At 72.2% G+C, this 12396-nt stretch carries 10 protein-coding genes; 3 read left to right on the top strand and 7 right to left on the bottom strand.

The window, feature by feature from the left end; all coding sequences use genetic code 11:
- Nucleotides 1–81 precede the first annotated feature (81 nt).
- The 5 genes from IE252_RS16500 to IE252_RS16480 all read right to left on the bottom strand — a co-directional run bounded on the left by IE252_RS16500 (nt 82) and on the right by IE252_RS16480 (nt 5460).
- Entirely contained in the window at nt 82–1326 is a 1245-nt protein-coding gene (locus tag IE252_RS16500) for a styrene monooxygenase/indole monooxygenase family protein (protein ID WP_190090134.1), read from the bottom strand.
- 61 nt (nt 1327–1387) lie between these two features.
- Nucleotides 1388–2023, bottom strand: coding sequence for a GTP-binding protein (locus tag IE252_RS16495; RefSeq protein WP_190090133.1), 636 nt, complete (start codon nt 2021–2023; stop codon nt 1388–1390).
- Nucleotides 2004–2408 carry a DUF742 domain-containing protein gene (locus tag IE252_RS16490; protein ID WP_190090132.1) on the bottom strand — a complete coding sequence of 135 codons (405 nt, stop codon included), beginning with the start codon at nt 2406–2408 and terminating at the stop codon, nt 2004–2006. Before IE252_RS16490 ends, IE252_RS16495 begins: the two co-directional genes overlap by 20 nt.
- The gene (locus tag IE252_RS16485) at nt 2405–2890 is read right to left on the bottom strand and encodes a roadblock/LC7 domain-containing protein (protein WP_190090131.1); all 486 of its coding nucleotides are present in this window, start codon (nt 2888–2890) and stop codon (nt 2405–2407) included. The genes IE252_RS16490 and IE252_RS16485 overlap by 4 nt, the downstream gene beginning before the upstream one ends.
- Nucleotides 2887–5460: a sensor histidine kinase gene (locus tag IE252_RS16480; protein ID WP_190090130.1), complete on the bottom strand. Its 2574-nt coding sequence runs from the start codon at nt 5458–5460 to the stop codon at nt 2887–2889. The genes IE252_RS16485 and IE252_RS16480 overlap by 4 nt, the downstream gene beginning before the upstream one ends.
- A gap of 379 nt (nt 5461–5839) precedes the next feature.
- Between IE252_RS16480 and IE252_RS16475 the strand changes: the two genes are divergently transcribed.
- Nucleotides 5840–6628 (top strand): hypothetical protein, encoded by a 789-nt coding sequence (locus IE252_RS16475; protein ID WP_190090129.1) that lies wholly within the window; start codon nt 5840–5842, stop codon nt 6626–6628.
- A gap of 152 nt (nt 6629–6780) precedes the next feature.
- On the opposite strand, the gene IE252_RS16470 is transcribed toward IE252_RS16475, so the two are convergent.
- Both IE252_RS16470 and IE252_RS16465 read right to left on the bottom strand, forming a co-directional pair.
- A complete protein-coding gene (locus IE252_RS16470; RefSeq protein WP_190090128.1) occupies nt 6781–7260 on the bottom strand; it encodes a MarR family winged helix-turn-helix transcriptional regulator in 480 nt (159 codons plus the stop codon).
- Nucleotides 7261–7370: 110 nt separating this feature from the next.
- Nucleotides 7371–10220: a M4 family metallopeptidase gene (locus tag IE252_RS16465; RefSeq protein ID WP_373298558.1), complete on the bottom strand. Its 2850-nt coding sequence runs from the start codon at nt 10218–10220 to the stop codon at nt 7371–7373.
- 438 nt (nt 10221–10658) lie between these two features.
- Here IE252_RS16465 and IE252_RS16460 point away from each other — a divergent pair, with 438 nt between their 5' ends.
- A complete protein-coding gene (locus IE252_RS16460) occupies nt 10659–11483 on the top strand; it encodes a lysozyme (protein ID WP_190090127.1) in 825 nt (274 codons plus the stop codon).
- Between the two features lie 94 nt (nt 11484–11577).
- A complete protein-coding gene (locus tag IE252_RS16455) occupies nt 11578–12369 on the top strand; it encodes a trypsin-like serine peptidase (protein WP_229848432.1) in 792 nt (263 codons plus the stop codon).
- Nucleotides 12370–12396 lie beyond the last annotated feature (27 nt).

Below are 12396 nucleotides of genomic sequence, written 5' to 3'. Positions count from 1 at the left end.
TTGTCTGCGGACCGTGGGTGGCTGGTCGCGCAGACGAAGGGATCCCTCGGAGAGTTTCGGGAAGGGGCGGGGTGGGGGAAACTACGCCGCCTGGGCCGATGCCACCTCCGCCAAGTACGCCCCCGCCTTCCCCTCCTCGAAGAAGAAGTTCTCGAAGTCCGACGGGTCGTCGAAGCCGTTCGCGAAGCGGTCCGCGACCGGCTGGAGTTCGCCGGCCGCGCCGATCAGGTTGAGGACGTGCTCCGGCGGCACCCCCAGCATCGCGTTCGTCCACTTCACCACGTGCTGAGCAGTCGCCCAGTACCGGTCGAAGGTCGACTGCATCCACTCCTCGTCGAACGCCGCCTCCCCCCGCTCCAGGATCGACGCCAGGTACGACGCCGCACACTTGGACGCCGAGTTGGAGCCCTGCCCGGTGATCGGGTCGTTGGCGACGACCACGTCCACCACGCCCAGGACCAGGCCCCCACCGGGCAGCCGCCCGATCGGGTTGCGGACGGTCGGCGCGTAACGGCCCGCCAACGTACCCCCCGCATCCGTCAGTTCGACCTTCGTCGCCCGCGCGTACTCCCAGGGCGTGAAGCGCTCCATCAGCTCCAGGGTCAAGGACAGGTGCTCGCCCGGGTCCGTCACGCCCCGGAACGCGTCCAGCGGGCCGCCGGGGACGCCCTCCCAGAAGAGGATGTCCGCCCGGCCCGACGTCGTCAGCGTCGGCATCACGAACAGCTCGCCCACCCCGGGCACCAGGTTGCAGCGGACCGCGTCGAAGTCCGGGTGCTCGGGACGCGGGCCGAGCCCGTGCACGTACGAGACGGCGAGCGCCCGCTGCGGCTCCGCGTACGGCGAGCGCGAGGCGTCGCGGCCGAACATGGACACCAGCTCGCCCTTGCCCGCCGACACCAGCACCAGGTCGTACGTCCGCGCGAAGAAGTCCAGGTCCGAGACCGCCGCCCCGTGGATCACCAGCTGGCCGCCGCGCTGGGCGAACGTCTCCATCCAGCCCGCCATCTTGACCCGCTGGTCGACCGACTGCGCGTAGCCGTCGAGGCGGCCGACCCAGTCGACGGGCCGGGAGGCGTCGGGGCCGGCCACCGAGACGCCCACGCCCTCGATGCGCGGCGCCTGGGACTCCCAGAAGTTCAGGCCCAGGTCCCGCTCGTGCTGGAGCGCCGTGTGGAACATGCACTGCGTCGACATGACCCGCCCGGAGCGGATCTCGTCGGCCGTGCGGTTGGACATCAGGGTGACCTCGTACCCCTTCGACTGGAGTCCGAGGGCCAGCTGGAGCCCGGACTGACCGGCCCCGACTATCAGGATTCGCCGCATGCGAGTGTTCTCCGATACGTCAGCAGATACGTGAGTAAATGAAGGAGTAGTACGGGCGCCGTTACTCCGGCAGTTCTTCCAGCGCGTGCGCCACCAGCGCCAGCAGCGACTCGATCACCGTGATCTTGTCGCGCGCGTCCATGATCACCACGGGGATGTGCGGCGGCACCGTCAGCGCCTCCCGGACGTCCTCGGGCTCGAACGACTCGGTGCCCTCGAAGTGGTTGACCGCCACGATGTACGGCAGGTCGCAGCTCTCGAAGTAGTCGAGCGCCGGGAAGCAGTCGGACAGCCGCCGGGTGTCGGCGAGCACCACCGCGCCGATCGCCCCACGCACGATGTCGTCCCACATGAACCAGAACCGCTGCTGCCCGGGCGTGCCGAACACGTACAGGACGAGGTCGTCGTCGAGCGTGATGCGGCCGAAGTCCATGGCCACGGTCGTGGTGGTCTTCTCCGGGGTCGACGAGAGGTCGTCGGTGCCCTCGCTCGCCTCGGTCATCACCGCCTCCGTCTGGAGCGGGGTGATCTCCGAGACGGAGGAGACGAACGTCGTCTTCCCCACGCCGAAGCCGCCCGCCACCACGACCTTGGTGGCGATGGGGGCTCTGGTGCGGTCCTGCTGCCAGGGCCGCAGGTCTTCCTCGATGGACGCGGCCGCTTCGGGCGCCAGGAGTTCAGAGGCGGCGGAGTCCACTCATGACCCTTTCGAGCAGCGCGCGGTCGGGCCGCCCGGGGCCGTGCCCGGTCCCGTACACACGGATCCTTCCCTGGTCGGCCAGGTCGCTGAGCAGCACCCGGACGACCCCCAGCGGCATGCGCAGCAGCGCCGAGATCTCCGCGACCGTACGCATCGCGCGGCAGATCTCCACGATCGCCCGCATCTCCGGCATCATCCGCAGCGGCGAGCCGCCCAGCGCCTTGCGCTCCTCGGGAGCCTCGATGGCCGCGACGAACGTCTCCACGAGGAGCACGTGGCCGAAGCGGGTGCGTCCGCCGGTGAGGGAGTACGGGCGGACCCGCGCGGGTTTGCGGCCGCTGCCCCGTATCGGCAGCTTGGGAGCGGATGCGGACGAGGTCACTGGACGGCCTCCATCGACTGGCGCAGTTCGCTGCGGAGTTCGGGGGTGAGCACGTGTCCGGCGCGGCCGACGAAGAGGGCCATGTGGTACGCGACGACGGTGACGTCGCAGTCGGGCGTGGCGTGCACCCCGAGCAGCGAGCCGTCGCTGATCGCCATGACGAAGACGCTGCCCTCCTCCATCGCGACCACGGTCTGCTTGACCCCGCCGCCGTCCATGAGCCGCGCGGCGCCGTGGGTGAGGCTGCCGATGCCGGAGACGATGGTGGCGAGGTCGGCGCTGGAGCCGCGCGGCCCTTCGGTGCGGGGCTCCGTGCGGGCGGGCCGCTGGTCCGGGTCGGACGAGAGCAGCAGCAGTCCGTCCGAGGAGACGACCGCGACGGAGAGGAGTCCCGGCACCTCCTCGACCAGGTTCCGCAACAGCCAGTGCAGATTGCGGGCTTCGCTGCTCAGTCCGAACGTGCCGGTGCCGGTCGCAGTCAACTGCGTGCCTCCTCGACTGTCTCCCCCGTGTGTGGCCTGGATGCCTTCTCTTCGACGTGTGCTTCGCTCTGTGCTTCCTGGATCTCGGTCTCGGCGTGCCGGCGGCCCTCCAGGGCGCCCTGCTGGAACCCGCCGAGCCGCCGCCGCAGCGCGTCGGCGACCTCCGCGCCGCCCTTGCGCGGGGCCGGGGCGGTGGTGCCCGCCTTGACCACCTTCGGGGTGCGCTTGGGCAGCCCCTTGTCCGTGACGCGCTGCGCGGGGACGGTGGGCCGCGGCTCGGGCTCGGGCTCCGGTGTCGGGAGCCGCATCTCGAACGTCGGCTCGTCGACCCGCTCGTGCGTGTCCGCCTCCGGCGCGGGGGCCGGGAGCGGGATCTCCGCCGTGCGCTCCGCCCGCTCGGGCAGCACGTTGGAGTTGGCCTCCGCCAGCGCGCCCGGCAGCGTGAAGCGCGGCGCGTCGCCCTGGGCCGGCGCCACGTGCGGCGGCTCGGCCGGGGGCGTCTTCGGCAGGATCGGCTCGGGCAGCACGACCACGGCCGCCAGCCCGCCCTGCTTCTGCTCGCGCAGTTCGATCCGCACCCCGTGGCGGCGGGCGAGCAGCGCGGCGACGTGCAGTCCGAGGCCACCGGTCTCGGTGCCGGGCTCCCCCGGCTCGTACATGGACGGGTCCGCGAGCCGCATGTTGAGCTCGGTGCGGCGCGCCGGGCTCACCCCGATGCCCTCGTCCTGGACCGAGAGCATGACCTCGCCGCTCTCCAGCTGCCAGCCGGAGAGCTGGACCTGGGCGTCCGGCGGCGAGAACGAGGTGGCGTTCTCCAGGAGCTCGGCGACCAGGTGGCTGAGATCGTCGGCGGCGAACCCGGCGACCTGGGCGTGCGGCGGCAGGGCCTGGATGACGACCCGCTCGTACCGCTCGATCTCGCTGACGGCGGCCCGCAGGACATCGACGAGCGGGACCGGGCCGGGGTGGTTGTGGTGGTGCTCGGCGCCCGCGAGGACCAGCAGGTTCTCGCCGTGGCGGCGGATGACCGTGGCCATGTGGTCGAGCTTGAAGAGCGTGGCGAGCTGGTCGGGGTCCTGCTCGCGCTCCTCCAGGCCCTCGATGATGCCGAGCTGACGCTCGACCAGGCCGAGGCTGCGAAGCCCGAGGTTGACGAAGGTGTGCTGCACGGTGCCGCGCGCCCGCTCCAGCTGTACGGTCAACTCCCGTACGGCCTCGGCCAGTTCGGCTCGTTCGACGGCGAGCGCGGTCTGGCCCTCGCGGGCGCCGGCCAGCTCCGCGCCGAGGTCGTCGGCGCGGGCCGCGTGCTCGCGCAGCCGGTCGTGGAGGGTGTTGAGGGACCGGACGGCCTGGGCGAACTCGTCGTTGCGGCCGGTGAAGCGGACCGGCTCCTCCGCCTCGGGCGCGGTGGCAAGGCGAGCCGCGCCGCGCCGCAGCACGGCGAGCGGCCGGGTGAGGCTGCGGGCGCTCGCGGACGAGACGCCGACGGCGAACAGCAGCAGCGCGCCGATCAGCGCGACACGGAGTTCGAGGTCGGTCACGTCGTCGTCGCGCAGCGCCTCGAACCGCTTCACCTCGGCCGTGGCGAGCGCCGACTCGGTGCCGCGCATCCGGTCGATCCGCGCGGTGAGCGCGGCGGCGACCTTGTCGGCGCCCAACTTGCGGTCGGAGGTGCTCAGTTGGGGCTGGTCGGTGAGGCGGGCGAGATAGCGCTCGGCGGCGTCCACGTCCGGGCCGGTGACCGTGGTGGCGAGCTTCTCGCGCGCGGTGGGGGCGGCCGCCTGGTCGAAGTCGGCGAGCGCGGACTGCTCGCGCACCCGCGCCTGCTGCCCGGCGGCGCTCAAGGCGTCCCGGGTGCGGCCCTCTTCGCCGTCGGCGGCGTCCTTCTGCACGTACCGCCCGGTGATCGGGTCGTAGACCGTGGTGCCGGGCTTCTGCGGCACGGAGAGCGCGGCGACCAGCAGGCCCCGGGCGGCGGAGGCCTGTTCGACGGCGCGGCCGAGGTCGGCCGGGGCGCGGGTGGCCTCGGCGGCGCGCGGCGGCGTCCGGTCGGCCAGCTCGGCGGCGAGGCCGAGCAGCTTGGCGATCACGTCGGAGTACGTGCGGTGCGCCTCCAGGGCGGTGCCCTTGCCGGTGAGGGCGGTGCGGCGCAGGGAGGGCACGGTGGCCAGGTCGCGGCCGAGGGCCGCGGGCGCGGTGGCGCGGATCTCGTCGATGCGCCGGTCGACGCGGGTGGCGCGGTCCTTGAGGGCGGCGTCCTTGCGCGGGTCGCGGCCGCCCGCGATGTACGCGGTGACGTCGTCGCGTTCGTCGGCGAGGGCGTGGGCCAGGGTGACGGCCTGCTGGTTCAGCTCGGCCAGGGTGACCAGGCTCTGCGACTCGTTGAGGTCCGAGGAGGCGGTGAGCAGCGTGGGGGTGCCCGCGCCCAGGACGGTGAGCGAGACCAGGGCGACCGAGGTGACCAGCCGGGTCCGTACGCGCACGGGGCGTCCGGCGCCCGCGGTGTCCGCGGCGCCCTCAGCGCCCTTGACGGTCTCGCCGCCCTTGCCCCGAGGCCGCTTGTTCTGCACCGGTGCTCTCAATCTTGACTCGTCCACCCATGAAGCCGAGGTGACGACCGGTCATGCGTCTCTTGCGTCGTGTGCGACGCGTTCCCACCCCTGCACGGCTTCCGACCATTCCAGTGGTTTTCGGAAGGAGGCATGCAACATCCACTCCGCCACCCGAACGAGTGAACAACACTCGGGAGTTGGCCATCAACTCCCGCGGAATGGCCGCCACCGCTCGTGCGGAAGGCCGGTTGGAACTTCCGCGCGGCCTTTGGCAGGATGCCCGCCCACAGCTTCCCGACGGGCCGTCGGGCCCGGCTCGGAGCCGCCTTCCGGCCCAGTGGTCCAGGCCAATTGGCCGTCATGGAGGCCGCGTGGAGGCGTCGTGCAGACTGGCCGTATGCGCATCGAACTCGCCACGGCCCCCGGTGACCCCGCCCGCCCCAACGAGGACTGGGCCGCCACCGTGCTGCCCGCCGCCGGACGGGGCGGGGTGCTGGTGGTGCTCGACGGGGTGACCCCACCGCCGGGCAACGGGGACTGTGTGCACGACGTGTCCTGGTTCACCGCGCGGCTCGGCGGCGCGCTGACCGAACTGTCCGGTTCGCGGCGCGACATACCGCTGAGCGGGATCCTCGCGGAGTCCATCAGGCGCACCGCGGACGCCCACCGTGACACCTGTGACCTTTCTCACCCGCGTACGCCTCAGGCGACGGTGGTCGTGGCGCGTTGGGACGAGGAGGTCGTGGAGCATCTGGTGCTGTCCGACTCCGTCCTGCTGCTGTCGTCGCCCGACGGGGTGGTCCGGGCGGTCCTGGACGACCGGCTCGACCGGGTGCCGCGGTCCGTGCTGGTGTCGGATTCCGTGGCGGATGCGGTGGCCCGTAACCGGGAGGGGGGGTTCTTCACCGCCGCGGCGGATCCCTCTGTGGCCTCGCGCGCCATTACCGGTCGCACCCCTGTGAGGGATGTACGGGCACTGGCCGCGCTCAGTGATGGCGCCAGCCGGTGGGTCGAGACGTTTCGCGAGGGCGACTGGGGTGGGTGTCTCGCTCTGCTGCGCAAGGCCGGGCCGCAGGGGTTGATCGACAGGGTGCGGGAGCTGGAGCGGGCCGATGCCGCCGGGCGTACGTATCTGCGGGGCAGCAAGACGCACGATGACGCCACCGCCGTGTATGTGGAGCTTTGAGTCGCGGCTGCGGGCCGGTGGGGGCTGGGCGCGCAGTTCCCCGCGCCCCTGAAGGCAGGGGGCCGGTGCTCGGCGGGATCCTCACCGCGTCCCTAAAAGCAGGCGGCCCTGGCGCGGCGGGGCCCCCACCGCGCCCCTGAAGGGCTGCGACCCTAGGGGCGCAGCTGTGCCCCCGGTTCCTGCATGTCCGCTCTCGCGTTCAGCTGGTGCAGGAGTCTCGCCAGTTCTGCGATTTCCTTGCGGTCCCAGTCCGCCAGTTTGGTGACGTACTGGGCGCGGCGGGCGTCGCGGACCCGGCGGAAGCGGGCCAGGCCCTCCTCGGTGAGGCGTACCAGCGAGGCGCGGCCGTCGGCCGGGTCCGGCTCGCGCGCCACCAGGCCCAGGTCCTCCAGGGCGCGCAGCTGGCGGCTCATGGTCGCCTTGCCCACGCCGAAGTACGCGGCGAGCTCGGTGGCCCGCTGCGGGCCGCCCTCCTCCAGGCGCACGAAGAGCCCGTAGGCCGCGGCCTCCAGCTCCGGATGGACCGCGCGGGCCATCTCGCCGGAGGACGCCCGGGCGCGCCTCAGGAACACCGCCAGCTCGCGTTCGAGTGCGAGAAACTCCTGGTCCGGACCGTGCACATCAGCTCCCATCCCACGCTGTCCCGACGGGACAGTATTTCCCAGTCCCCGCTGGACAGGGGCCCCCGGCGCCGAGCACCGGGGGCCCTTTGGCTCAATTACGCGTCATGCGGGGAGCGCATTCAGCAGGTGCCGGCCGGCCGCTCCCGGGTGACCAGGTCCGTCCAGCCGGTGGTGCCGTCCAGCCAGACGACCTGCCGCCCGCCCGCGGCGGACGGGTACAGCTGCTCGCCGCGGTTGCAGGAGAGGCGCTCCCTGCGGGTGCCGTCGGCGCTGAGCTGCCACAGCTTGGGCAGGGTCTCATTGCGGTACTGGGTGTCCGGCAGCAGGGTGTTCACCGTGACCGCGTCGTCGGACGCCGTCAGGTCGAACGGGATCAGCGCGCCGGGGCCGGACTCGGCGCTGATGTCCGCCGTGCCGGTGCCCTCCAGGGTGGACCTGCGCACCGCCATCTGTCCCTGGTCGGCCGGGTTCTCGTCGACCAGCCAGAACACGTTCTTGCCGGTGATGCCGGTCTGGCCGATCGCCTGCGGCTCACCGAGCTGCTGGGCGAGCTGGGTCTTGCCGGTGGCGAGGTCGTACGTCTCGGTGCCGATCTTGTAGTCGGTCTCGCCCGGGTAGAGCTTGGCGTAGGCGATCCTGCCGTTCTTCAGCGAGGGCAGTCCGGTGCCGAGCTCGTACTTGCCGCCGTCCACCCAGGTGGGCTCGCGGTCGCCGGGCTTGAGGAAGCCGACGTGCCGCCCGCCGAACGGGTCGAAGGACTCGAAGACCACCGTGCCGTTCTCCACGTGGAGGTTCTGGACGTTGGTGTACGAGGTGTACAGCGTCTTGATCGGGCCGCCCGCGATCGGGCGGGAGAGGATGTCGAGGCTGGTCGTGCCGAACGCGGCCCACACCACCGTCTTGCCGTCGGTGGCCGGATACACGTGGTAGCGGCCGTCGTTGGGGCTGATCAGCCTGGGCGTGCCCCTGCCGTCGACCCGCCCGGCGTAGACCGAGTAGGCCTCGCTGCCGTCGTCGTTGGACTTGGACGTGGCCCACCAGCCGCCGCCCGCGGCCGTGCCCGTACCGGCGATGTTGAGCTTGCCGAAGAGGCGGTCGGAGTCGACGCCGATGGCGTTCTCCCAGCCGGGCACGATGCCGTGGGCGTTGAACGACCGCTTGACGACGTTCTGCTGCCTGGCCGACAGCCCCAGGTCCTTGGCGGCCGCGACGACCGCGTTGCGGGCCTCGGTGTAGCCGTCCAGCGGGGTCATGTACGTGGAGAGGGCCTTGTAGACCAGCCGGTCCGCGAGGAAGGGGTCCTTCGGGTCCAGGTCCTGGCGGATGTCCCACAGGGCGCCCGAGAAGATCGTCGAGTTGAGGTGGACGCCGCCGTTGTCGGTGCCGAAGGTGACGCCGAGGTAGTCCTTGGCGGTGGTGCGGCCGTCGTTGAGGTCGCGGAAGGCGCACTCGCGCGGCTTGGTGGTGCGGCACAGGTCCTCGCCGATGAGCCCGGCGTCCGGGTCGTCCATCTTCGTGCCGCTGGCGGTGACGTCGATGGCGTTGCCGAAGTAGTCGGCGAGCGCCTCGTTGAGGGCGCCGGACTGGCCCGCGTAGACGAGGTTCGCGGTGTTCTCGACCACGCCGTGGGTCATCTCGTGGCCGACGACGTCGAGGTCGGCGGAGAGCGTCTTGTACTGCTCGTCCCCGGCGCCGTACACCATCTTCTGGCCGTCCCAGAAGGCGTTGACGAACGGGCCGCCCGCGTAGGTCACGCCGACCAGCGAGTTGATGGTCATGCCGCGCCCGTCCAGGCTGTCGCGGCCGTGCACCTTCTTGTAGTAGTCGTAGACCTGCCCGGCCGCCCAGTGCGCGTCGACCGCGCCCGCGGCGGTGGCGTCGCCGCTGTAGTCGGGGGCCGCGTTGGTGAACTCCTTGAGCCCGGCCGGCCAGCGCCCCGAGGCGTCGTTGACGTCGACCGCGCGCGCGTCCCAGGTGTGCAGGGTGTTCTTGCTGGTGGTGGCCATCCGCGCGTAGTCGACGAGGCTGTACTGCTTGGCCGCGTCGTCGAAGTAGATGTCCAGCGGGACCTGCTCGCCGCTGTACTTGACGCCGGTGCCGCTGGTGCCGGGGTTGGTGGTGGCGGCGGGCGCCTTCGGCGCGGCGGCGGGCTTCGCGGCCCCACCCGCGGGCTTCGGCGCCGTCATCGTCTTGATCAGGCTGTACTGGAGCACCGGGAAGCCCGCGTGCGCGTCGACGTACACGTCCTGCAGGACCGGCCTGCCGGTGGCGGTGTCGGTGCCGCGCACGGTGACGCGGTAGGTGAGGATGCCCGCGCCCTTGGGGACGACGACCAGGCCGCCCGCCTTGCCAAAGAGCGCGGCGGCCGCCTTCGTCTTGGCGCCCTCGGAGGGCTGGACGTCCTTCTTGCCGAGGGTGGCGCCGCCGATGCGGGCGGCGACCGAGGTGACGGCCCGGCGCACGGCCACGTCCTCGGCGACGGTCGCCCGCGTGCCGGTGGTCAGCCCGGTGAAGTACTTGCCGGAGGTGCCGGTGACGACGCGCTTGCCGTCCTTCTTCTCCATCCGCACCACGTACTGGCCGCCGAGCACCTCGACGCCGCGGTGCTTCTGCTGGAGCCGTACGGTCTCGTCCGCGCCCTGCTTCAGCGTCTGTACGGGGGTGAGGTCGCGGCCGGGGTCGGCTATCCGGTAGCGGCTCTCCTTGGCGGCGAGGTGGCTCCGGGCCGCGTCGGCGGGCGCCGCCTCGGCGTCGGCGCTCTCGTGGAGGCCGTCGACGAGGGCGGGGGTCGCGGTGCCGGTGCCGGGCACGACGTCGGTGGCGGGCGCCTGCGCCTGGGGCGCGGCGTGGGCCGCCGGCACGGCGGTGGCGAGGAGGGCGGCGGCCCCCAGGAACGCGGCCACCCCCGCGCCGGTCCTGGTCCCCCGGGTGCTGCCTGCTCCGGCTCTGCCTGCTCTGGGCTTGTGCAAGGTCTTTCCTCCACGGGCCGATGCGGATGCCTCCCGCGAAACGGCGTCGGCCGCGCGGGGAGGCCGGTGGCGCCGGTGGGCGCCGACTGGTCATGGCCATGCAAGCCCGTGGGGCATGAACTCCTCAATGGGGCATGTGAGTTGACATGAGGACTTTGGCGCGAACGCGACCCGGCGGAGCGGACGGGGAGGCGGGCCGCACGGCGGGTGCGGCCGTCGGGCCGTCAACTGCCCGCGGCTGAAAGTTATGTGCAGCGGCCCGTGGCCGGCGCAGCTCGCACCGGCCTCCGTCGTCCTGCCAGAGGCCTGGGCCAATGGCAGTTCCGGAACCTCTTTCGCGTCACGGTCTACGTGCGTAGCTTTTTCTGTATGACATGTCCACAACGACATGTCGATTCCCCGGCACGTCCCCCCACCCACGCCTTTCGGAGGCACGCAATGCCCGTGCACAGACCCGGAACGGCCCGTCGCGGTCCCCTCGCCGCGGCCGGAATCCTCCTCTCGGCCCTCGTCCTCCTCCTCACCGCCCCCGGCACGTCCGGCGCGGCCCAGACCCCCGCCCGCGGCTCCGCCACCCTGGGCATGGGAGTGGCCGCCCACGACGGCACCGGCGGTGCGCCGACCGGCTCGACGGTCGTCCAGACCGAGGGCGTCGACACCAGCAGCCACAACGGCAACGTCGCCTGGACCACCCTGTGGAACAGCGGGGTGAAGTGGGCCTACGTCAAGGCCACCGAGGGCACGTACTACACCAACCCGTACTTCGCGCAGCAGTACAACGGCTCGTACAACGTCGGCATGATCCGGGGCGCGTACCACTTCGCGACGCCGGACACCACGAGCGGCGCGACCCAGGCCAACTACTTCGTGGACCACGGCGGCGGCTGGTCGCGCGACGGCCGTACGCTGCCGGGCGCGCTCGACATCGAGTGGAACCCGTACGGCGCCGCCTGCTACGGGCTCTCCCAGGCCGGGATGGTCAACTGGATCCGCGACTTCGTGAACCAGTACCGGGCCCGCACCGGCCGGGACGCGGTCATCTACACCGCCACCAGCTGGTGGACCCAGTGCACCGGCAACTCCGCCGCCTTCGGCTCCACCAACCCGCTGTGGATCGCCCGCTACAACACCGACCCGGGCACGCTCCCGGCCGGCTGGGGCTACTACACGATGTGGCAGTACACGTCGTCCGGCCCGACGGTGGGCGACCACTCGAAGTTCAACGGCGCCTACGACCGGCTGCAGGCGCTGGCCAACGGCTGATCTCTCCTCCTCGGAGGTGCGGGTCCCCGGCACGCCGACGCGCGCGCCGGGGGCCTCACCGCGTCGCGTCCCGTCATACGACAGGATGGTCGCCATGCGCGTGCTGCGAAGGGTGGGGCGGGTGTCCGCCGCGGGGATGCTGGCCCTGGTCACGGGGTGCGGCTGGTCGGCCGCGTCGGCGCCCCAGCAGGACCGGCCCGACGAGGTGCCGCCCGCGCCCGCCCCGCAGTCGTCGGCCGCCGCGACCTCCGGGCTGCCGTCCGTGGGCGTGCTGGTCGACGGCGACAAGCACTGGTGCACGGCCAGCGTCGTGGCCAGCCCCAAGGGCAACGTCGTCGCCACCGCCGCGCACTGCGCGGACGCCGGGACGGTGGGCTCGATGGCGTTCGCGCCCGGGTTCTCCGGCGCGGTCAAGGGCTCGTACCCGTACGGGACCTGGAAGGTGAAGGCCGTCCAGACCGACCAGGGGTGGTCCGGGGACGGCGACGACTCCTTCGATTACGCCTTCCTGACCCTGGAGCCGGACGCCCGGGGCCGCAGCGTGCAGAGCGTGGTGGGCGCGGCCCAGCCCGACTGGAGCTCGGGGCCCCGGCGCCGGGTGACCGTCTTCGGCTATCCGGACGAGGACCACAACCCGGAGAACCGGCCCATCGCCTGCACCACCGACACCCGCCCGGACCCCGATCTGTCGAGCGACGTACGGATCGACTGCGCCGGCTTCTGGACCGGCACCAGCGGCAGCCCCTGGCTGGCGGACTATCGGGGCCCGGACCACCGGGGCCACCTCATCGGCGTACTGAGCGGCGGCGACACGGACGTGGCCTCGACGGCGGTGCTGTTCGACGGGCGGGCGAGGCGGCTTTACGAGAAGGCCGCCCGGGCGTAACCGTCCCGGGCGGCCTTCTCGTACATA

It is taken from the genome of Streptomyces melanogenes (genome assembly GCF_014649795.1).
Lineage (GTDB): Bacteria > Actinomycetota > Actinomycetes > Streptomycetales > Streptomycetaceae > Streptomyces > Streptomyces noboritoensis.
This window is presented reverse-complemented; position numbering and strand designations above follow the sequence as displayed.